We start from the raw sequence: 19,426 nt of genomic DNA, 5'->3' as shown, positions 1-19,426 counted from the left end.
TCGATGGCCGAAGCTGGAATGTCGCTGCCGGAGCAAACAAGGTCGGCAGGTGCAGCGCCGCGGTCCTTAAAACAGCGGAAAACATCATGGGAATTCCTATATGTAGACCTCAACAGGGTCCCAGGAGAAAACGCCCACGTGTTCCTTTCGGTTTTCGACTTGTTCAAGATCGGCATCGGCCCATCGAGTTCGCACACGATGGGGCCGATGACGGCCGCGCGGCGGTTTCTCGACGAGATTGCGGGAGACGACTGGCCGCGCCCGGCCGGCGCCAAGGTCGACCGGATCGCGGCCAGCCTGCATGGCTCGCTCGCCTATACCGGCATCGGCCATGGCTCCGATCGTGCCGTGGTGCTCGGCCTCGCCGGCCAGACGCCGCAGACGGTGGATCCCGACCTAGCAGACGGCATCGTCGCTCGCATCGCCGCCGAGAAGCGGATTTCGCCGCGCGGCCATTCGTCCTACCGTTTCGACCCGGCAACGGATCTTGTGCTGGATCGCAAGACGCCACTGCCGGGTCACGCCAACGGCATGGCCTTCTCTGCCTATGATGCCGGCGACCGGTTGCTGCTGAGGCGCGTCTACTATTCGATCGGCGGCGGCTTTGTCGTTTCTGAGGAAGAATTGCAGCGGATGAAGGCGAGGGGCTCGGCGACAACCGAAGGCAAGAAGGTTCCATATCCGTTCAAGAACGCCGTCGAAATGCTGTCCATGGCAGCGAAAAGCGGGCTTTCCATTGCCGAGATGAAGCGCGTCAACGAGGAGACGCAGATGTCGCGCGGGGAGCTCGACGCCGGCCTCGACGGCATCTGGAGCGCCATGAAGGGCTGCATCGAGCGCGGCCTGTCGCAAGACGGCATCATGCCGGGCGGACTCAAGGTGCGCCGCCGTGCCCGGATGCTGCACGACAAGCTGCAGGAGCAATGGCAGCAGAACCGGCCCAACCCGCTGCTCGCCAACGACTGGCTGTCGATCTATGCGATGGCGGTCAATGAGGAGAACGCTGCCGGCGGCCGTGTCGTCACCGCGCCAACCAATGGGGCGGCCGGCACTCTGCCCGCAGTGCTGCGCTACTGGTTGCATTTCCATCCCGAAGCCGACCAGCCCAGCATCCGCGATTTCCTGCTGACGGCGGCGGCGGTCGGCGGCATCATCAAAACCAATGCTTCGATCTCGGGGGCGGAAGTCGGCTGCCAGGGCGAGGTCGGTTCGGCTTCGGCAATGGCTGCGGCGGGATTGTGCGCCGTCATGGGCGGCACGCCCGAGCAGGTCGAGAATGCTGCCGAGATCGCGCTGGAACATCATCTCGGCATGACCTGCGATCCGGTCGGCGGCCTGGTGCAGGTGCCGTGTATCGAGCGCAACGCGCTTGGTGCCGTCAAGGCGGTGACCGCCGCTTCGCTGGCCATCAAGGGCGACGGCGTTCATTTCGTGCCGCTCGATGCCGCGATCGAGACGATGCGCCAGACCGGTCTCGACATGAACGAAAAGTACAAGGAAACCAGCCTTGGCGGATTGGCCGTCAATGTCGTGGAGTGTTGAGCGCCAATCTGGCGGCATGGACCACCACTGTGGAGAAGTCGATCAGGCCGTTGACGCGTTCGCGTGTTGGACTAAACCTTAAACGATGTCTCTCAATCTCATAAAGCTTTGCGTCGGCTGTGACAGCGTCGAGGATCTGGAAGAGTGGATTGCCTTCCGTCTCGACGAGCGGCGCCGCGCCGGCGAACCGGCCGAGCACTACCACACCACCCGCATGGTGCCGACGCGTGGCGCCGAGATTACCGGCGGCGGCTCGCTCTACTGGGTGATCAAGGGCAATGTCCAATGCCGCCAGCTGATCACCGAAATCCGGCCCTTCACCGATGACGAGGGCATCGGCCGTTGCCATCTGATCCTCGATCCCGAGGTCGTGCGCACTGACTGGCAACCGCGCCGTGCATTCCAGGGGTGGCGCTACCTGAAGCCGGCGGACGCGCCGGCCGATCTCGGCAAGGGCAAAGCCGGGCTGATCGAGATGCCGCCGAAGCTCAGGCGTGAGCTTGCCGATCTCGGCCTGCTCTGACGCCAAGAAACGCAACGCCAAGACCACCAGCCGAAGCGTTGTCCGCAGGTGCCATCATCACCGGTCCTCCAGGTCGCCTCATCTGGGCTTGCAAGCCGGGGAACAACGCCACATCTTGAATGTCATGAGCGACAAGAAGCAGCCCGTGTCTGCAAAGGCCAATCCTGCGCCGGTCGAGTCTCAATCGAGCACCGGCGAGATCGACGCGTTTCTCCGTCAGGCAAGGACGCTCGCTGCATCCGCCACCGGTTCAGGTAGGCTGATCCTGTCCCTCGACGCGACGATGAGCCGCCAGCCGACCTGGGATCTCGCCTGTGCGCTGCAGGCCGAGATGTTCGACGCCGTCGGCAAGGCCGGGGCGCTCAAGGTTCAACTTGTCTATTTTCGCGGCCTTGGCGAGTGCCGCTCGTCCGCATTCGTCACCGATACCGAAGCTCTGAAACAGCTGATGACGCGCATCGACTGCCGCAGCGGCCATACCCAGATCGGCAAGGTGCTCGCCCATGCGCTGAAACAGACGGCGGCGGCCAAGGTCAACGCGCTGGTCTATATCGGCGACGCGATGGAAGAAAACATAGATGATCTGGCCGAAAAGGCCGGCAGCCTCGGTCTGCACGGCGTTCCTGTCTTCGTCTTTCAGGAGGGCCATGATGCCGCTGCGGAAAAGGCGTTCAAGGAAATTGCGCGGCTGTCGAAAGGGGCCTGGTTCCGGTTCGATCGGCGGGCTGCCGCGACGTTGGCCGGCCTGCTTTCGTCTGTCGCCGTGTTTGCGACCGGCGGGCTGAAAGCACTGGAGGCCCGGGGCAGGCCGGAGGATCGGCTGATGATCGAGCATATGCGGGGCGGCGGAAACTGATGGGCGCGATTATCGCTTTCGTAGCATTGCTTCTGGTGTTTCTCGGCACGGTCACTGTCTTCCTGCGCGCCGATCCGGCGAAGCTTGCAGGCGGCATGAGGACGCTTGGACCTGTGCTGCTCGGGCTGGTCGGCGTCGCCGTGCTGCTGGTCGGGCGCGAGGGCATCGGCGGCTTGATCCTGTCGGCTGCGCTCGCCTGGTACGGCTCCATGCGCATGAATCGGCCGGCGGCAAAACTGGCACCAGGCAAGCGTTCCACAGTTCGTACGGCGGCGCTTGAGATGGAACTCGATCACGATACCGGCGGCCTCGAAGGCCTTGTGCTGGCTGGGCGCCATGAAGGCAAGATGCTTGGCTCGATGGGGCTTGCCGAATTGCAGCAACTCTATCGCGAACTCTCCGGCGATCCGGAGAGCCGCCAATTGCTAGAGACGTATCTTGACGGCAGATTTCCCATCTGGCGCAAAGACGCTGATGCGAATGGTGGCGAAGGGCTGGGTGTTGCGCCAGGTTCTGGCGCCATGACTAAGGAGGAGGCCTACAAGATCCTTGGTCTTGAAGCGGGGGCTGCCGCGGCGGATGTCCGCAAGGCGCACCGCCGCCTGATGCAGCGCCTGCACCCCGATATCGGTGGCACGTCTTTCCTGGCGGCGCGGATCAATGAAGCCAAGGACGTCTTGCTCTCCAATCACAACTAGTCTCCTTCGACGCAGAACTTCGGGAAAGATATCGTTTCGCGCGCCGCTTACTGCTGGACGGCGTAGCACTCGATCTTCTTCTTTTTCAAAGCGTTGCAGGCTTTCCAGGCAGCCGTCTTCGAACCGAAACCACCGAACCGGGCGCGGTAGTAGGTGACACCGTCCTTGTCGAAGGCGACGGTGAAACCGGAGGCATCGGTCAGAACGGAGGGCGCCTGCTTCGTCGCCTTGTCGAGGAAAGCCTTCGCTTCGGCCTGTTTTGGCGAAGAGGCGACCTGTATTGCCCAGCCGGATGGCACCGACGCCGTGCTGACCGGATCGACCTCTGCCGCCGGTTCGGCATAGGCTGCGGCGACCCGGGCTGTCGCCACGTCGTCCACCGTCGACACAGCCGTCGTCTTGACCCTCTTGGCCTGAACGACCGGAGCGGTCTCTTCAACGACGGGCGCATTTTCCTCGACAAGAGAGGCAACGGCATCGTCGTCCGGCTTACTGTCCGGTGTCGGCGCGTCATGCTTCGGTAGAAGCACCTTGGCCAAGGCTGAAATCGGATTGCCGCCGGCCTTGGCAACCAGCACGCCGCCGCCGCGCGACGACGCCTGCGGCATGTAGGCATTGATCAACCCGGCCATCTGGCTGTCGCGGCTGCCGCCGGACCTGCCGCCCATGACCACCGCTACGATGCGCCGATCGCCATCCGAGACCGAGGAGACCAGATTGTAACCGGAGGCGCGGGTGTAACCGGTCTTGATGCCGTCGACGCCCTTGATGCGTCCGAGCAGACGATTGTGGCCGTTGATGCGCTGCCGCCCGTAAAGAAAGGAGCGCTGCGAGAAATAGCCGTAATATTGCGGGAAATGCTCTCTCAGGGCGATGCCGAGCATCGCCATGTCGCGCGCGGTCGTGAACTGGCCGGGATCAGGCAAGCCGTTGGCGTTGCGGAAAACGGTTCCCCTCATGCCCAGCGCCCGCGCCTTGGCGGTCATCATGCGGGCGAAATTGGCTTCGTTGCCGCCGAGCATCTCGCCAAGCGCTGTTGCGGAATCGTTTGCCGATTTGGTCACCATCGACAGGATCGCGGTCTCGACCGTGACCGAGCCGCCCCGCTTGACGCCGAGCTTCGTCGGCGGTTCGGCAGCGGCATTGGCCGAGAACACGACCGGGGAATTCTTGCTGATCCTGCCCTTCGCCAACGCCTCGAACGTCAGATAGAGCGTCATCATCTTGGTAAGCGACGCCGGATAGCGCCGGCCATCGGCGTCCGACGAATAAAGCACCTTGCCGGTCTTGGCATCGATGACGATGGCCGCCGACTTGGCCGCCATGGATGAGGCCGCGTCCGCGACGACGAAGCTCATCGCCATGGCGAGGATCATGATCGTTTTGAGGGGGGACGCGGATTTGGAAACGAAGCCCGACAACGCCTTACGCACTGATAGTTCCTTTGAATTTCCGTTGCCTTGGAGGCGGCAAAGGGTCCTGCCTCACCTCCGGCCACGCTAACGCGGGCAGCGTTACCAATCCGTTTATGGTAACCGCCGCGTTCACCATTTTCTGTGGGATTGAGCTTCTCTTTATTCGAATCTTAGCGATTGCCGGCAGCTCACGATCCGCATTGCCGCGGGAATCTTGACTTTTGTGCACTGCACAATATATTTACACGCATTGCACAACGCGGCCCGGACAAGCCGCGTCTATCGTCCAAGGCAACCGTTCAAGGGAATGCGTGAAATGACCCAGACCTATGAAGATTTCAGCAAATACGGCAAGGAATTTGCGGACACCGGATTGAAGAGCTTCGCCTCGCTGTCCAAGGGTGCGCAGGCTATCGCCGCCGAGGCGGGCGAGTACACCAAGAAAAGCTTCGAAGCCGGCAGCGCCGCTGTTGAGAAGCTCTTTTCCGCCAAGTCGCTGGACAAGGCGATCGATATCCAGTCCGACTATGCCAAGCAGTCCTATGAGAGCTTCGTCACCGAAGCCACCAAGCTTGGCGATCTCTATGCCGAACTCGCCAAGGAAGCCTACAAGCCGTTCGAATCGATCGTCGCCAAGGCGAAGTAAATTCGACGAACATTCCGAGCCGGCCCCTGGGCTTGCAAAGACAGACCCGGTCGCGAACGCGCGGCCGGGTTTTTTCATGCCAGCTCGAAATCGGGGGCCTGCGGTCTTCACGATTTGAAAAATCGGTCAAGTTTGGCCACCTAGCCATATTGTCAGCTAAACAGAAGGGCTTAAAATCGTCCATCGAACACCTACATGTCGAGCATGCATGAGGATTCGAAAGAGGCAGGACTACGTGACTACAGGTTTGACTGCCACGAGCTACGTGGTGCGAATGCAGAACGGCAGCAACGGCAATGAGGCCGGTCGCGGCACGGCCGTCATCACGCGCACAAAAACCAAGACCAAGAAGCCCAGTCTGTATCGGGTCCTCATTCTTAACGACGACTACACACCCATGGAATTCGTGGTCCACGTGCTGGAGCGCTTTTTCCAGAAGGACCGCGAAGCCGCCACACGCATAATGCTTCATGTTCACAATCATGGGGTGGGCGAGTGCGGGGTCTATACATTCGAGGTGGCCGAGACCAAAGTGGCTCAGGTCATGGATTTCGCCCGACAGAATCAGCATCCGCTGCAATGCGTGATGGAGAAGAAGTGAGGTAACATGCCGGCTTTCTCCCAAGGCCTGGAAAAGGCGCTTCACCAAGCGCTGACGCTCGCCAATGAGCGGCACCATGAATATGCAACCCTTGAACATTTGCTGCTCGCCCTGATCGACGACACCGAGGCGGCGGCCGTCATGCGTGCCTGCAACGTCGATCTCGACGAGTTGAAGCATACGGTCCTCACCTATATCGACACCGAGCTCGACAACCTCGTCACCGGCTACGATGAAGATTCCAAGCCGACTGCCGGTTTCCAGCGCGTCATCCAGCGCGCGGTGATCCATGTGCAGTCGTCAGGTCGCGAGGAGGTGTCCGGCGCCAACGTGCTCGTCGCCATCTTCGCTGAGCGCGAGAGCCACGCCGCTTACTTCCTGCAGGAACAGCAGATGACCCGCTACGACGCGGTCAACTATATCTCGCATGGCATCGCCAAGCGCCCCGGCGCTTCCGAGACGCGGACGCCGCGCGGCGCCGACGACGAGCAAGGCGGCCAGAGCGGGGCCGAGCCGCAAGAGGAAGGCGGCAAGAAGAAGCAGCAGCAGGACGCGCTGACTGCCTATTGCGTCAACCTGAACAACAAGGCCAAGGCCGGCAAGATCGATCCATTGATCGGTCGCGAGAGCGAGATCAACCGGACCATCCAGGTGCTGTGCCGCCGCTCCAAGAACAACCCGCTCTATGTCGGTGATCCCGGCGTCGGCAAGACGGCAATCGCCGAAGGCCTCGCCAAGCGTATCGTCGAGGGCGACGTTCCCGAAGTGCTGCACAATGCCACCATCTTCGCGCTCGACATGGGCACGCTACTGGCCGGCACCCGCTATCGCGGCGATTTCGAGGAGCGGCTGAAGCAGGTCGTCAAGGAGCTCGAGGATTATCCCGGCGCCGTGCTGTTCATTGATGAGATCCACACCGTGATCGGGGCAGGGGCCACCTCTGGCGGCGCCATGGATGCGTCGAACCTGTTGAAGCCGGCGCTGTCGTCCGGCGCGATCCGCTGCATCGGCTCGACCACCTACAAGGAGTTCCGTCAGTTCTTCGAGAAGGACCGCGCGCTGGTGCGGCGCTTCCAGAAGATCGACGTCAACGAGCCGACCGTCGAGGACGCCATCGAGATCATGAAGGGCCTCAAGCCCTATTTCGAGGAGTTCCACAAGGTTCGCTACACGAGCGAGGCGATCAAGGCTTCGGTCGAGCTCTCGGCGCGTTACATCAACGACCGCAAGCTGCCGGACAAGGCGATCGACGTGATCGACGAGACCGGCGCCTCGCAGATGCTGGTGCCGGAAGCCAAGCGCAAGAAGACCATCGGCATCAAGGAGATCGAAGCGACGATCGCCACGATGGCGCGTATCCCGCCGAAGACGGTTTCCGCCGACGACGAGAAGGTGCTGCAAGGTCTCGACATCGAGTTGAAGCGCGTCGTCTACGGCCAGGACACCGCGATCACCGCGCTGACTTCGGCCATCAAGCTGGCGCGGGCCGGCCTGCGGGAACCGGAAAAGCCGATCGGCTCGTACCTGTTCTCGGGTCCGACCGGTGTCGGCAAGACGGAAGTGGCCAAGCAGCTCGCCGCCTCGCTCGGCGTGGAGCTGATCCGCTTCGACATGTCGGAATATATGGAACGCCACACCGTTTCACGGCTGATCGGCGCGCCTCCCGGCTATGTCGGCTTCGACCAGGGCGGCCTTCTGACCGACGGCGTCGACCAGCATCCGCATTGCGTGCTGTTGCTGGACGAAGTGGAGAAGGCGCATCCGGATCTGTTCAACATCCTGTTGCAGGTCATGGATCACGGCAAGCTGACCGACCACAACGGCAAGCAGATCGACTTCCGCAATGTCATCCTGATCATGACCACCAATGCGGGCGCGTCCGACGCGCAGCGCGCGGCCATCGGTTTCGGTTCGACCAAGCGCGAAGGCGACGATGTCGAGGCGATCAACCGGCTGTTCACGCCGGAGTTCCGCAACCGTCTCGATGCGATCATTCCGTTCGGCTCGCTGCCGGTGCCGGTCATCCATCAGGTGGTGCAGAAGTTCGTCATGCAGCTGGAAGCACAGCTTTCCGAGCGCGGCGTGACATTCGACCTGTCGCAGGAGGCGATCGCATGGCTGGCCGACAAGGGCTATGACGAGCGCATGGGCGCCCGGCCGCTTGGCCGTGTCATCCAGGAGCACATCAAGAAGCCGCTGGCCGACGAGGTGCTGTTCGGCAAGCTCAAGAAGGGCGGCACAGTACGTGTCACTGTCGAGAAGAAGGAAACCGGCGAGACCGGCCTGAAGCTCGAATCGCTCGCCGACGAGGCGCCGGTGAAGCCGAAGAAGGAAGAGCCGGACGACGCGCCGAAGGCCAAGAAGGCGGTGGCGAAAAAGCCCGCCGCGAAAAAGGCGGTGGCGCAGAAGCCGGAGCCGAAAGGCAAGGATGGTGGCAAGCGCAGCCTTGTGCCGCAACTGCCGCGTAAGAACTGACGAATCCGCAAGTCAAAAAAAGCCCCGGAAACGGGGCTTTTTTTGTGACACCTTCCGATTAAGCACCCGGCGCCCGCCGGAGCGGTTTGCGCCGGTTCAGCTTGCCAGCGCCATCCGTATCTTGCCGGCGTTCTCGGCCAGGACTTCAGGCTTTTCCATCTGTCCGCTGTGCGGTTTCAGGGGAATGCCCTCGAAGCGCGGAATGACATGGACGTGAAGGTGAAAGACAGTCTGCCCCGAAGCTGGTTCGTTGAACTGCATAACCGTGACGCCATCGGCATCGAAGGCCTTCTTTACGGCCCGCGCAATTTTCTGGACGTGAGCGAAGAGCGGGCCAAGCGCCGCCGGATCCGCGTCAAGCAGGTTGCGCGACGGCGCTTTCGGCACCACTAGCGTGTGACCCTGCCCTTGCGGCATCACATCCATGAAGACGATGACCGCGTCATCTTCGTAGACGCGGTGCGAAGGGATTTCTCCGCGCAGGATTTTGGCGAAGATGTTGCTGCTGTCATAGGTTGCTTCGGCCATGGCGCGCGCTCCGGTTCTTGGCTCGCTGTCTCGTGTAGCGAAGCTGTTCCGGGCGGGCAAGACGATCGGTCGACATCGGCCGTGCCGGCCCGCTCGGCTGAGCGATTGGGCTCGCTACCCTACTCCGCCATGTCCTTGCGGAACGGGGTGTGCTCTTCCAGATATTCGCTCATCCGCTCGACTTCGCGCCGCTCGCGCTGGAGGTAGTCGGCCACTGCATTGCGCAGACCTGGATGGGCGATGTAGTGCGCCGAATGCATCGTCACGGGCCGGTAGCCGCGCGCCAGCTTGTGCTCGCCCTGCGCACCGGCTTCAACCACCTTCAGCTTGCGCGAGATGGCGAAATCGATTGCCTGATGGTAGCAGACCTCGAAATGCAGGAATGGGTGGTCCTCGATGCAGCCCCAATTGCGGCCGTAGAGCGCGTCTGAGCCGATGAAGTTGATGGCACCTGCAATGTAGCGCCCGTTGCGTTTGGCCATGACCAGCAGGATGTCGTCGGCCATGCGCTCGCCGATCAGCGAGAAGAAATCGCGGTTGAGGTAGGGCCGGCCCCATTTCCTGCTGCCGGTATCCATGTAGAACGCGAAAAAGTCGTCCCAGGCCTTTTCGGTCAGATCCTTGCCGGTCAGCCAGTCGATCGAGATGCCGTCGGCGAGGGCCTCGCGCCGCTCTTTCTTCATTGCCTTGCGCTTGCGCGAGGCTAACGTTGCGAGAAAATCGTCGTAGCTCGAGAAGCCTTCGTTGAAGAAGTGAAACTGCTGGTCGGTGCGATGCAGGAAGCCGGCCGCCGCCAATATCTGGACGTCGTCCTCCGGCGCGAAAGTAACATGCGCGGAAGACACGCCGAGCTTATCCGTCACCGCCTTCAGACCGGCCGCAAGACCGGCCTTGACGGTGGGGCTGTCCTCGCCCCTGCCGACCAGCAGGCGAGGGCCGGTGACGGGTGTGAACGGCACCGCGCATTGCAGCTTCGGATAGTAGCGCCCGCCGGCGCGTTCGAACGCGTCCGACCAGCCATGGTCGAAGACATATTCGCCCTGGCTGTGCGACTTCAGATAGCAGGGGACCGCTCCGAGCAACTTGCCTCGCGCGGTTTCCAGCCTGAGGTGATGGCCTTGCCAGCCGGTGCGCCGAACAGCGCAGCCGGAATCTTCCAGCGCGCTCAAAAAGGCCAATGAAACAAGCGGGTTGTAGCCGTATTCTGCATCGCCGCGTGTAGTGCCGCCGAGGCTGTCCCATTCAGCGCTGGTAAAGGCGCCGATGCCCGCGGCGATGCGGATCGACAGCTCCGCATTCGCCGTTTGTCTTTCGCAGTCGTCCCCTTGATCCATGAGGCTTACTTAAGCTCGCTGCGGACCCATACAAGCCCGCTCAGGCAAGCCGTACCAGATCGGGCTCGAATCCTTCGAATGTCATCTGGTCGGCATATTTGAAGGTCAGGTCGACGGCAGGCTGGTCGTGCACGGTCCAGGTGATCACCGGCATACCGAGTCTCTCTCGCACGAAGGAGACGAACCGGTTCGGCAGGTCGCCGGCAGCGTAGGAGGTGAAGGCGATGTCATGCGCCAGCATGGCGAAATGCGCCTCGATCAGGTGGTTGTCGTTGCCGTAGGCGGTCAACCCGCCGGGTATGCCGGGTGCATATTTCGGGAACTCGCGGATCAGCCAATGGTCGAACGACATGATCGCGGTCTTGCCCTTGTAATGCTTGAGCATCTTGCCGACGCTTTCGACCAGGCCTTCGTCGTGCCCGGCAGCACCTTTCAGCTCGACAACCATCGGCACACGGCCGTCGACCAGATCAAGCGCCTGCTGCAGCGTCGGCAAATGGTCGGCGGTGCCGCCGACCTTCAGCGCCGTGATCTCTGCAGCCGTACGCTGCCAGACGAAGCCGTCCTCGCCGGTCAGCCGCCGCAGATCGCCATCGTGGATGATGACGGGGACGCCGTCGGATGATAGGTGCACATCGCATTCGATCGCGTAGCCGCGCTCGGCCGCCGCAGCGAAGGCGGAAAGGGTGTTCTCCCAGCGCGTCTTGTTCATGTCGTGGAGGCCGCGATGGGCGACGGGCCGGGCGGTCAGCCAGGAAAGATCGGTCATGGTTGCAGTCCCGGTCATTCGACTTCGAAGATCGCTTCGATTTCCACTGCGGCATTAAGCGGCAGGGAGGCGGTGCCGACGGCGGAGCGAGCGTGCTTGCCGCGATCGCCGAGCACGGCGGCGAGAAAATCCGAGGCGCCGTTGGCAACCAGATGCTGTTCGACAAAATCCGGTGCCGAGGCGACGAAGACGGTGATCTTCACCAAGCGACGGATTTTCTCGAGATCGCCAAGTGCCGCCTGAGCCTGGGCCAATATGTTGATCGCACAGTATTTTGCGGCTTCCTTGCCGGTCGCGGTGTCGACATCGCGGCCAAGCAGTCCGCTCGCCTGGAGCTTGCCGTCCTTGAGCGGCAACTGCCCGGCGGTGAACAGCAGATTGCCGGTCCGGCAATAGGGCACGTAATTGGCGGCGGGCGCGGCGGCGGCCGGCAGCGTCACGCCGAGATCGCTTAGCCGCTTTTCGATTGTTTCGCTCATGCTATTTCCCTATTGCTTGAAGGTGCCGCGCAGGCCGGGCCGAAATTGCTATTTTTGCCTCGCTTCCGCCACGACTTTTTTTAAGCTGGACCATCTTTCCATGCGGCCTGCCATTAGCCGCGATGATCGGAGCACCCCATGCGCGCAACGCGCCTCGCATTCAACGCCGTTCTCTTGACAGCGGCTTCCTGGGCGGCTCCCGCTTTTGCGGTGCCTGCGCTGCAGGCGCATCGTGCTGTTTACGACATTTCACTCGACAAGGCTTCAGACCGTTCCGGTATTACCGGCATCACCGGCCGCATGGTCTACGAGTTCAACGGCTCGCCTTGCGAGGGCTATACAGTAAAGTTCCGTTTGGTGACCCAGATCGTAACCAGCGACAACACCAGGCTGACCGACCAGCAGATGACCACCTTCGAGGATGCCGAGGGCAAGACCTTCTCCTTCGTGAACAAATCCTTTGTCGACCAGAACCTCGACAAGGAGGTCAAGGGTACCGCAACGAAGGAAGCCAACGGTCTCAAGGTCGATATCGACAAGCCCGAGAAGAACAGCCTGGAACTCGCGCCGACCCAGTTCCCGACCCAGCAAATGGTCGAAATGATCGGCAAGGCGGAAAAGGGCGAGCGTTTCTACGAAACCAACCTGTTCGACGGCTCTGAGGATGCCAACAAGGTGGTGACCACCACCGTCGTCGTCGGCAAGCAAGCCGATGCCGACAATGCCGATCCGGAAGCGCCGGCGCTGGCCAAGCTCGCCACCGACAAATACTGGCCGGTCGACATCGCCTATTTCGATGATGCCGACAAAGGCGGCGAGGAGGTGCCGGAATACCGGATCAGCTTCAAGCTGCACAAGAACGGCATCACGCGCGATCTCGTCATGGACTATGGCGAGTTCTCAATGACCGGCAAATTGGTCAATCTGTCGCTGTTCGATCAGCCAAAGACCTGCCCGTCTAAATAAGCTCGAGTGAACGGCAAGCCGCCGGCCGCTATCCGGGATGGTAGCGCTTAATCTTGCGGGGCAAGTCGCATCGACTTGAGCATGCCGCAATTGCCTATCAACGTCTTATGACAGTATGGGCCGCGGGGGAGCAGGTTGAGCAGGATCGACGTTTTTGTGGCGCCGCGGCCCAATGCGACGCTGATCAACGCTATGACATTCGTCAACCGGATTGTCATGCTGCACGGCGTTCCGGGGTTTCGCGACCTGTTGCCATTCAACCGTCTGGCCGGTTTGCGCGGCGTCGCCAATGTCCGCCACATCGATTTTCCGGAGAATGACCGGCAAAGGCTGAAGGCTTGTTGCGGCGCGGGCAAGGCGACGTTCATCACGCCCAACCATCCCGAATTCTTTACCGACTGGATGATCGACAAGGAGGTCGTCTCGCGGGTAAGCCCGCTGGCGGCATCCTGGGCCACGCACGGCGTCGTCAACGGGCTTGGCCGGCTCATGCAGAAATTCTGGTTGGCCAACAATCTGATCGCGCAAATCCCGGGCAACAGCGCGGCCGCCAAGGAACATTCGGTGGCCTGGGCGCTGAAGGGGCACGGCGTGCTCCTGCATCCCGAAGGCGGTGTCGGCTGGCATGCCAACATCATTGCCCCGCTGCTGCCGGGCGCGGTCGAAATGGGGTTCGAGGCGCTGAAGCGCGGCCGCCTGACGGATCCGGACTTCAAGGTTTGGATCGCGCCCGTGATCTGGAAGCTTGCTTTCACGGGGAATGTCGAGGCAGCGCTGGCAAAGGAATGCGCCTATGTCGAGCACAGCCTGAAGATCGAACGCCGTGCCGCCAATTCGCTGCCGGAGCGCATCCATCATATCTATGCGACCTTGCTGTCGCGCGATGAGGCTGCATATGGCCTGCGGTCCGATGAGCGGGCTTCGTACGACGCACGTCAAAAGGACCTGCTGACCGAACTCGGCCGTCGCCTTGCCGAACTTGTCTCGGTCGACGCCGGCACGCTCGACACTGCCGAGCTTTTGCGCCGGTCGCGGCGCTGGCTGGGGGAGAACATGGACGGCACCGAAATCCAGAAGCAGGTCCGAACGCTGGCAGATACAATCCAGCGCCTGCAGCGTGTCGGGCCGTGGGCTTCAGCCAATCCGCGCATCACGCAGGAGGAGATCGCCGAACATTTGAAGCGGATCCGCAACGACTATTGCAAGGGTACGCTGCGCGATACGATCAACCGTTTCGTGCCGCAGCCGGCAGGCCCACGCCGCGCCTATGTCCGGGTACCGGAGCCGCTAGGCTTGCACGCCTATCAAGGCTCCGTCGAGGAGGCACTCGCCGAACTGCACGACCGGATGCAGGAGACCGTCACCAGGACGATGACGCAACTCGAGGCCGGCGGCGGCTTCATTTTCTATGCCAATCCCTTCTATCATCGTTAGCGGCGTGTTGGTCGGCGCAAGATGAAGGAGTGCGGCAAATCTCATGGCGGTCTATGTCGATGCGGCGATCTGGAAATGGATCGGCCACCGCTGGTGCCATCTGCTGGCAGACGACACCGACGAGCTGCATCGCTTTGCCGGGCAGCTCGGCATCAAGCGCGCGTCCTACCAAGGACCGCCGAAGACATCGGCACCGCATTATGACATAACCGGGTTCGAGCGCGACCGCGCAGTGCGGTTAGGCGCCATCGAATGCAGCCGCGAGGAGATCGTCGCCGTTTTCCGGCGTGTGCGGGTGCCGAAGGGGAAGATGCGGCGATGACACCGGTGCGCTGATCGCCGCACGCTGAACCACAAGACGCCACAACGCTTGCGTTTGTCGCGCTTCCCCTCTATATGCGCGCTCATTCCACACACGGACTTTGGTGTCTGCCCGGGAGAAATCCGGCTGAAACCTCCGGTGGCGTTCGAGGACAAAGTCCAAAAATGCCTGTGTCCGTGGAGGCTAACCGGAAAGGAAATAAGAATGGCTCTGCCTGATTTCAGCATGCGCCAGCTATTGGAAGCTGGCATTCACTTCGGCCACCAGACCCACCGCTGGAACCCGAAAATGGCGCCCTATATCTACGGCGCCCGCAACAACATACACATCATCGACCTCTCGCAGACGGTGCCTTTGCTGCACCAGGCGCTGAAGCAGGTTTCCGACACTGTTGCCAAGGGCGGCCGCGTGCTGTTCGTCGGCACCAAGCGCCAGGCCTCCGACATCGTCGCCGATGCCGCGCAGCGCTCGGCCCAGTACTATGTCAACTCGCGCTGGCTCGGCGGCATGCTGACCAACTGGAAGACGATCTCGAATTCCATCCAGCGCCTGCGCAAGCTCGACGAAATGCTGGCCGGCGAGGCTCAGGGCCTGACCAAGAAGGAGCGCCTCAACCTCGACCGCGAGCGTGAGAAGCTCGACAAGGCGCTGGGCGGCATCAAGGATATGGGTTCGACGCCCGATTTGATGTTCGTGATCGACACCAACAAGGAAGCGATCGCCATTCTCGAGGCCAAGCGTCTCGGCATCCCGGTCGTTGCCATCATCGATTCCAACTGCGACCCGGACAAGATCGACTTCCCGATCCCCGGCAATGACGACGCGGCCCGCGCCATCCAGCTGTATTGCGATTTGATCGCCAAGGCAGCTATCGACGGCATCGCCCGTCAGCAGGGCGCGCTCGGTGTCGATATCGGCGCATCGGTCGAGGCTCCGGTCGAACCGGCGCTCGATCAGACCCCGGCCGCCGAGAGCCCGGCAGCCCAGACCCCGGAAGCATAGTAGCGAAGGCCGGCTGCGGCCTTCATCTTTCCAATATGTTGGCGCGGTAAGCGCTACCGGCACCAGGCGCATCATCGAAAATCGATGGTGCGTCAGTGCATTTAGACAAAGAGGCGACAATGAGCATTTCGGCTGCACAGGTCAAAGAACTCCGCGACTTGACCGGCGCGGGCATGATGGATTGCAAGGCGGCGTTGAACGAGACCAACGGCAATATGGAAGAAGCCATCGACTGGCTGCGCAAGAAGGGCATTTCCAAGGCCGACAAGAAGGCTGGCCGTACCGCTGCCGAAGGCCTGATCGGCGTAGATTCCGGCGTCCGCGAGGCAGCGATTGTCGAGGTCAATTCCGAGACGGACTTCGTTGCCCGCAATGCTGCGTTCCAGGAGATCGTCGCCAATGTCGCGAAGGTCGCGCTTGCCTATGGCGGCAAGACCGAGGCCGTTGCCGCCGCTCCCTATCCGGGCTCGGGCAAGTCGGTCGCCGAGACCATCAAGGACGCTGTCGGCACCATCGGCGAGAATCTGGGCTTCCGCCGCTCGGCCAAGCTCACCGTCGAGCACGGCGCTGTCGCAACCTACGTTCACAATGCAGTCGCCGACGGCCTTGGCAAGCTCGGCGTGCTAGTGGCCATCGAGACGACAGGCAACGCGCATGCCGCCAACGCCTTCGCCCGTCAGGTTGCCATGCATGTCGCTGCCACCAATCCGATGGCCCTGACCACCGAAGAGCTCGATCCGGCCGCAGTGGAACGCGAGAAGGCGATCTTCGCCGACCAGGCGCGCCAGTCCGGCAAGCCGGAAGCGATCATCGAGAAGATGGTCGAAGGCCGTTTGCGCAAGTTCTATGAAGAGGTCGTGCTGCTCAAGCAGGCTTTCGTGCTCAATCCCGACATTACCGTCGAGAAGGCGCTGAAGGATGCCGAAAGCGAAATCGGGGCGCCAGCCAAAATCGCTGCCTATCTGCGCTTCGCGCTCGGTGAGGGCATCGAGAAGGAAGAGACCGATTTCGCGGCGGAAGTCGCGGCAGCGGTCAAGAAGTAACTATTCGTTTGAAAGGCTTTTTCGGCCGGGTATCCGCGAGGATGCCCGGCCGATTTCTTGCGCGGTGTCGATGAAGGCGCGGAGCTTCGGGGCCATCGCGGCGCGGCGCGGGAAATAGAGGAACAGTCCCGGTTCCTCGATCGATGCCTCGCCAAGGACTTCGACCAGCCGGCCTGCCTCGATGTCGGGCTTGACAAGCGGCTCGAACAGATAGGCGAGGCCGATGCCGGCAAGCGCCATTTCCCTTGCCGACAGCGGATCGCTGACGACCACGCTGCCGCGTGTCTCGACGCTGATATCCTTGCCCTGATCGGACAGATCCCAGCGATAGAGCGCACGTGATCGCAACAGCCGATAGCCGATGCAGTTGTGCGCGGCGAGATCGGCCAACGCCCATGGCCGCCCGCGCCGGCCGACATAGGCCGGCGAGGCAACGATGATGCTGCGGAAAGGCCCTGTCAGTCGCACCGTCACCATATCCTCGGCGATCATCTCGCCCAGCCGGATGCCGGCGTCGAAACCCTCGCCGACGATATCGCTCAGACGTTCGTCGGTGACGATCTCCACCGTCACGTCAGGGTAACGTTCCGCCATCGCCGTCAGGATGGGCATCAGCGCCAGAGGCAGCGCCAAACGCGGCGCGTTGATCCTGAGCAGTCCGCTTGCCCGGCCTTTGACAGAGCGGATACGTTCGATCCGGTCGGCAATGTCTTCCAGCGCCGGCTCCGCCGCAGCGACAAGCGCGGTGCCAGCCTCGGTCAGCGAGACGCTGCGCGTGGTGCGGGCAAACAACGGCTGGCCGATTCGCTCCTCTACCAGCCGAACCGCATGGCTGACCGCTGACGGGCTCATGCCGAGCTCGGCGGCTGCCGGCGCGAAGCCGCCACGCCGCGCGACGGCAACGATTACAGGTAGGTGGCTAAGCAGATCGCGGTCCATTCATGCATGATATCGCATAGTCCATTCGGATAATGCAATCTTATCGGCGGAGAAAGGAGGGCGCATCTTTGGCTGCATCACACGGCAATCGCCGAGCAGCCAAGGAGACGTCTAATGACCGACCTCGATTCCGAACGAACCCGTAATCTCGAGACCGTGCGTAAATTCTTTGATCTGATGCACCGCAAGGACATTGAGGCATGGGGCGACCTTTGGGCTGAAGATGGCCGTATACTTGTCTTCTACCCGCCGGCAGGATTTGGAAACAGCATCGATGGTAAAGCCGCGATCCTGGCGGCCTTCCGAGGCCTCTTCGGTAATTTCGAATCCTTCGATTCGCAGCTGACAGCCATCTATCCGGCAGCGGATTCGGACGCGATCGTCGTTGAGTACAAGAACCGCGCGGTGCTGATCGGCGGCACTGAATACACCAACAGCAATATCGCGATTTTCCACTTCAAGAGCGGTCTGATCAGCACCTACCACGATTATTTCGATCCGCGCCGCTTCCAGGTGGTGGTCGATGCGCTGGCCAAGGCCTGACTGCGTATCCCAGGCAAGACCTCAATCCCGCTTTTCAAACTTCAGGAGAAATCCATGACCATGTCCTACTACACGCTCGGCAACAGCGGGCTGCGTGTCACCCGCCTGGCGCTCGGCACCATGACGTTCGGCACGGAATGGGGCTGGGGCGCGGAGAAGGAAACCGCGCGCGCCTTGGTTGATGCCTATGTCGAAGCCGGTGGCAATTTCTTCGATACCGCCGATCTCTATACCGGTGGCACGGCCGAAACCTGGCTCGGCGAATTCATCGCCGAGCGTGGGCTGCGCGACAAGGCGGTGATCAGTACCAAATTCACCTACAACGCCGAACCGGGCAACCCGAACGCCGGGGGCAACGGCCGCAAGAACATCCTGCGGGCGATAGACGGTTCGCTGAAGCGGCTCGGCACCGACTACATCGACCTCTACATCCTCCATACCTGGGACAGGCTGACGCCGCCGGAGGAGGTGATGCGGACGCTGGACGATCTGGTGCGCGCCGGAAAGATCCGGCATGTCGGTATGTCCGACGTGCCGGCCTGGTACGCAAGCCGGGCGCAGGCCGTCGCCGAGCATCGCGGCTATGAACCGGTTTCGGCGCTTCAGCTCGAATATTCGCTGGCCGAGCGCAACATCGAGCACGAGTTCGTGCCGTTCGGCACGCGCTATGGCGCCGGAATCATGGTCTGGAGTCCATTGGCCAGCGGCCTGCTCAGCGGAAAATACCGTTTCGATACAATCGTCGAGGATGGTGGCCGGCTGGAGACAATGCGTGGTTCGACCAATCCCGGTTTCCAGAAATTCACCGATCGCAACTGGCAAATCGTCGCCGAACTGGAGAGGGTTGCCGGCCAGCTCGGCCGCAGCATGGCCCAGATCGCCTTGAACTGGACGGCAAACAGGCCAGGCATTGCATCCGTCATCGTCGGCGCCACCAGGCTTGACCAGCTCAAGGACAATCTCGGCGCGCTTGATTTCGACATTCCCGAAGATCTTCGGGCACGGCTCGATGCGGTGAGCCGGCCGGTCACGCCCTTTCCGTATTCGTTCTTCGGCCCTGAAATACAAGGCGGCCTGACCGGTGGGCAGGCGGTTGGCGGTAAGCCGGCAAGCTATCTGCCGGATCTGCTCATGCGAGGCACTTTTGCCGGCGTGAGCTGACGGCTATCCCGGTCCACGATCTCAACTTTCCGGCTCGGGGGGGGGGGGGGGGGGCCGGGGGGCCGCGGGGTGTGGTGGGGCCCAGGGGTTGGGGGGGGGGCGGCCCCGCCCCCCCCCCCCAGACGGGAGCGCTCCTCACGGGGTGGCCGC

The 19,426-nt window shown here is 62.0% G+C and carries 20 protein-coding genes; 14 read left to right on the top strand and 6 right to left on the bottom strand.

The features are described 5' to 3' along the window. Positions 1-138 precede the first annotated feature (138 nt). The 4 genes from NKI54_RS20455 to NKI54_RS20440 all read left to right on the top strand — a co-directional run bounded on the left by NKI54_RS20455 (position 139) and on the right by NKI54_RS20440 (position 3,619). Positions 139-1,542, top strand: a complete 1,404-nt coding sequence (locus NKI54_RS20455) for an L-serine ammonia-lyase (protein WP_352624899.1) — start codon at positions 139-141, stop codon at positions 1,540-1,542. A gap of 85 nt (positions 1,543-1,627) precedes the next feature. Then, complete coding sequence (locus NKI54_RS20450) at positions 1,628-2,065, top strand: DUF1489 family protein (protein WP_023674916.1); 438 nt, start codon at positions 1,628-1,630, stop codon at positions 2,063-2,065. Positions 2,066-2,189: 124 nt separating this feature from the next. Then, a complete protein-coding gene (locus tag NKI54_RS20445; RefSeq protein ID WP_352593453.1) occupies positions 2,190-2,921 on the top strand; it encodes a vWA domain-containing protein in 732 nt (243 codons plus the stop codon). Next, positions 2,921-3,619 (top strand): DnaJ domain-containing protein, encoded by a 699-nt coding sequence (locus NKI54_RS20440; RefSeq protein ID WP_352593451.1) that lies wholly within the window; start codon positions 2,921-2,923, stop codon positions 3,617-3,619. The genes NKI54_RS20445 and NKI54_RS20440 overlap by 1 nt, the downstream gene beginning before the upstream one ends. Before the next feature lie 47 nt (positions 3,620-3,666). Here NKI54_RS20440 and NKI54_RS20435 read toward each other — a convergent pair whose 3' ends face one another. Continuing rightward, a complete protein-coding gene (locus NKI54_RS20435; RefSeq protein ID WP_352593448.1) occupies positions 3,667-5,052 on the bottom strand; it encodes a D-alanyl-D-alanine carboxypeptidase in 1,386 nt (461 codons plus the stop codon). A gap of 298 nt (positions 5,053-5,350) precedes the next feature. Between NKI54_RS20435 and NKI54_RS20430 the strand changes: the two genes are divergently transcribed. The 3 genes from NKI54_RS20430 to clpA all read left to right on the top strand — a co-directional run bounded on the left by NKI54_RS20430 (position 5,351) and on the right by clpA (position 8,756). Then, positions 5,351-5,680, top strand: a complete 330-nt coding sequence (locus NKI54_RS20430; RefSeq protein ID WP_352471661.1) for a phasin family protein — start codon at positions 5,351-5,353, stop codon at positions 5,678-5,680. A 274-nt stretch (positions 5,681-5,954) separates the two neighbouring features. After that, the gene (gene clpS, locus NKI54_RS20425; RefSeq protein ID WP_023674921.1) at positions 5,955-6,281 is read left to right on the top strand and encodes an ATP-dependent Clp protease adapter ClpS; all 327 of its coding nucleotides are present in this window, start codon (positions 5,955-5,957) and stop codon (positions 6,279-6,281) included. Between the two features lie 6 nt (positions 6,282-6,287). Further along, the gene (gene clpA, locus NKI54_RS20420) at positions 6,288-8,756 is read left to right on the top strand and encodes an ATP-dependent Clp protease ATP-binding subunit ClpA (protein ID WP_352593445.1); all 2,469 of its coding nucleotides are present in this window, start codon (positions 6,288-6,290) and stop codon (positions 8,754-8,756) included. 96 nt (positions 8,757-8,852) lie between these two features. Here the strand turns inward: clpA and NKI54_RS20415 are convergent, their stop codons facing one another. The 4 genes from NKI54_RS20415 to NKI54_RS20400 form a co-directional block, all read right to left on the bottom strand. Beyond that, complete coding sequence (locus tag NKI54_RS20415) at positions 8,853-9,284, bottom strand: HIT family protein (RefSeq protein ID WP_352593442.1); 432 nt, start codon at positions 9,282-9,284, stop codon at positions 8,853-8,855. Positions 9,285-9,403: 119 nt separating this feature from the next. Then, a complete protein-coding gene (locus tag NKI54_RS20410; protein WP_352636757.1) occupies positions 9,404-10,618 on the bottom strand; it encodes a GNAT family N-acetyltransferase in 1,215 nt (404 codons plus the stop codon). Between the two features lie 40 nt (positions 10,619-10,658). Next, the gene (locus NKI54_RS20405) at positions 10,659-11,387 is read right to left on the bottom strand and encodes a glycerophosphodiester phosphodiesterase (protein ID WP_023674925.1); all 729 of its coding nucleotides are present in this window, start codon (positions 11,385-11,387) and stop codon (positions 10,659-10,661) included. Positions 11,388-11,401: 14 nt separating this feature from the next. Next, on the bottom strand, positions 11,402-11,866 hold the full coding sequence (locus tag NKI54_RS20400; protein ID WP_352593436.1) for a RidA family protein: 465 nt from the start codon (positions 11,864-11,866) through the stop codon (positions 11,402-11,404). A gap of 138 nt (positions 11,867-12,004) precedes the next feature. Here NKI54_RS20400 and NKI54_RS20395 point away from each other — a divergent pair, with 138 nt between their 5' ends. The 5 genes from NKI54_RS20395 (at position 12,005) to tsf (ending at position 16,633) form a co-directional block, all read left to right on the top strand. Further along, positions 12,005-12,832 (top strand): cell envelope integrity EipB family protein, encoded by an 828-nt coding sequence (locus NKI54_RS20395; RefSeq protein ID WP_023674927.1) that lies wholly within the window; start codon positions 12,005-12,007, stop codon positions 12,830-12,832. 135 nt (positions 12,833-12,967) lie between these two features. Continuing rightward, complete coding sequence (locus NKI54_RS20390; RefSeq protein ID WP_352593433.1) at positions 12,968-14,266, top strand: lysophospholipid acyltransferase family protein; 1,299 nt, start codon at positions 12,968-12,970, stop codon at positions 14,264-14,266. A gap of 43 nt (positions 14,267-14,309) precedes the next feature. Beyond that, a complete protein-coding gene (locus NKI54_RS20385; protein WP_352455747.1) occupies positions 14,310-14,588 on the top strand; it encodes a DUF4031 domain-containing protein in 279 nt (92 codons plus the stop codon). A 204-nt stretch (positions 14,589-14,792) separates the two neighbouring features. Beyond that, on the top strand, positions 14,793-15,590 hold the full coding sequence (gene rpsB, locus NKI54_RS20380) for a 30S ribosomal protein S2 (RefSeq protein ID WP_031211288.1): 798 nt from the start codon (positions 14,793-14,795) through the stop codon (positions 15,588-15,590). A 119-nt stretch (positions 15,591-15,709) separates the two neighbouring features. After that, on the top strand, positions 15,710-16,633 hold the full coding sequence (gene tsf / locus NKI54_RS20375) for a translation elongation factor Ts (protein WP_352471655.1): 924 nt from the start codon (positions 15,710-15,712) through the stop codon (positions 16,631-16,633). On the opposite strand, the gene NKI54_RS20370 is transcribed toward tsf, so the two are convergent. Beyond that, positions 16,634-17,572, bottom strand: a complete 939-nt coding sequence (locus NKI54_RS20370) for a LysR family transcriptional regulator (protein WP_023674931.1) — start codon at positions 17,570-17,572, stop codon at positions 16,634-16,636. 114 nt (positions 17,573-17,686) lie between these two features. Here NKI54_RS20370 and NKI54_RS20365 point away from each other — a divergent pair, with 114 nt between their 5' ends. Both NKI54_RS20365 and NKI54_RS20360 read left to right on the top strand, forming a co-directional pair. Then, positions 17,687-18,115, top strand: coding sequence for a nuclear transport factor 2 family protein (locus NKI54_RS20365; RefSeq protein WP_023674932.1), 429 nt, complete (start codon positions 17,687-17,689; stop codon positions 18,113-18,115). A gap of 54 nt (positions 18,116-18,169) precedes the next feature. After that, on the top strand, positions 18,170-19,276 hold the full coding sequence (locus NKI54_RS20360; RefSeq protein WP_023674933.1) for an aldo/keto reductase: 1,107 nt from the start codon (positions 18,170-18,172) through the stop codon (positions 19,274-19,276). Positions 19,277-19,426: the final 150 nt, after the last annotated feature.

This window comes from Mesorhizobium sp. M0663, from assembly GCF_040320585.1.
GTDB lineage: Bacteria > Pseudomonadota > Alphaproteobacteria > Rhizobiales > Rhizobiaceae > Mesorhizobium.
Note: the sequence above shows the minus strand (reverse complement) of the source record. Positions and strands in the feature narration are given on the sequence as shown.

Excerpts from the sequence above, each read along its gene's own strand:
- clpS (WP_023674921.1), top strand. The coding sequence starts at position 5,955 with ATGCAGAACGGCAGCAACGGCAATGAGGCCGGTCGCGGCACGGCCGTC.
- tsf (WP_352471655.1), top strand. The coding sequence starts at position 15,710 with ATGAGCATTTCGGCTGCACAGGTCAAAGAACTCCGCGACTTGACCGGC.
- NKI54_RS20405 (WP_023674925.1), bottom strand. The coding sequence starts at position 11,387 with ATGACCGATCTTTCCTGGCTGACCGCCCGGCCCGTCGCCCATCGCGGC.
- NKI54_RS20445 (WP_352593453.1), top strand. The coding sequence starts at position 2,190 with ATGAGCGACAAGAAGCAGCCCGTGTCTGCAAAGGCCAATCCTGCGCCG.
- rpsB (WP_031211288.1), top strand. The coding sequence starts at position 14,793 with ATGGCTCTGCCTGATTTCAGCATGCGCCAGCTATTGGAAGCTGGCATT.
- NKI54_RS20450 (WP_023674916.1), top strand. The coding sequence starts at position 1,628 with ATGTCTCTCAATCTCATAAAGCTTTGCGTCGGCTGTGACAGCGTCGAG.
- clpA (WP_352593445.1), top strand. The coding sequence starts at position 6,288 with ATGCCGGCTTTCTCCCAAGGCCTGGAAAAGGCGCTTCACCAAGCGCTG.
- NKI54_RS20370 (WP_023674931.1), bottom strand. The coding sequence starts at position 17,572 with ATGGACCGCGATCTGCTTAGCCACCTACCTGTAATCGTTGCCGTCGCG.
- NKI54_RS20415 (WP_352593442.1), bottom strand. The coding sequence starts at position 9,284 with ATGGCCGAAGCAACCTATGACAGCAGCAACATCTTCGCCAAAATCCTG.
- NKI54_RS20400 (WP_352593436.1), bottom strand. The coding sequence starts at position 11,866 with ATGAGCGAAACAATCGAAAAGCGGCTAAGCGATCTCGGCGTGACGCTG.
- NKI54_RS20385 (WP_352455747.1), top strand. The coding sequence starts at position 14,310 with ATGGCGGTCTATGTCGATGCGGCGATCTGGAAATGGATCGGCCACCGC.
- NKI54_RS20440 (WP_352593451.1), top strand. The coding sequence starts at position 2,921 with ATGGGCGCGATTATCGCTTTCGTAGCATTGCTTCTGGTGTTTCTCGGC.
- NKI54_RS20395 (WP_023674927.1), top strand. The coding sequence starts at position 12,005 with ATGCGCGCAACGCGCCTCGCATTCAACGCCGTTCTCTTGACAGCGGCT.
- NKI54_RS20410 (WP_352636757.1), bottom strand. The coding sequence starts at position 10,618 with ATGGATCAAGGGGACGACTGCGAAAGACAAACGGCGAATGCGGAGCTG.
- NKI54_RS20360 (WP_023674933.1), top strand. The coding sequence starts at position 18,170 with ATGACCATGTCCTACTACACGCTCGGCAACAGCGGGCTGCGTGTCACC.
- NKI54_RS20365 (WP_023674932.1), top strand. The coding sequence starts at position 17,687 with ATGACCGACCTCGATTCCGAACGAACCCGTAATCTCGAGACCGTGCGT.
- NKI54_RS20430 (WP_352471661.1), top strand. The coding sequence starts at position 5,351 with ATGACCCAGACCTATGAAGATTTCAGCAAATACGGCAAGGAATTTGCG.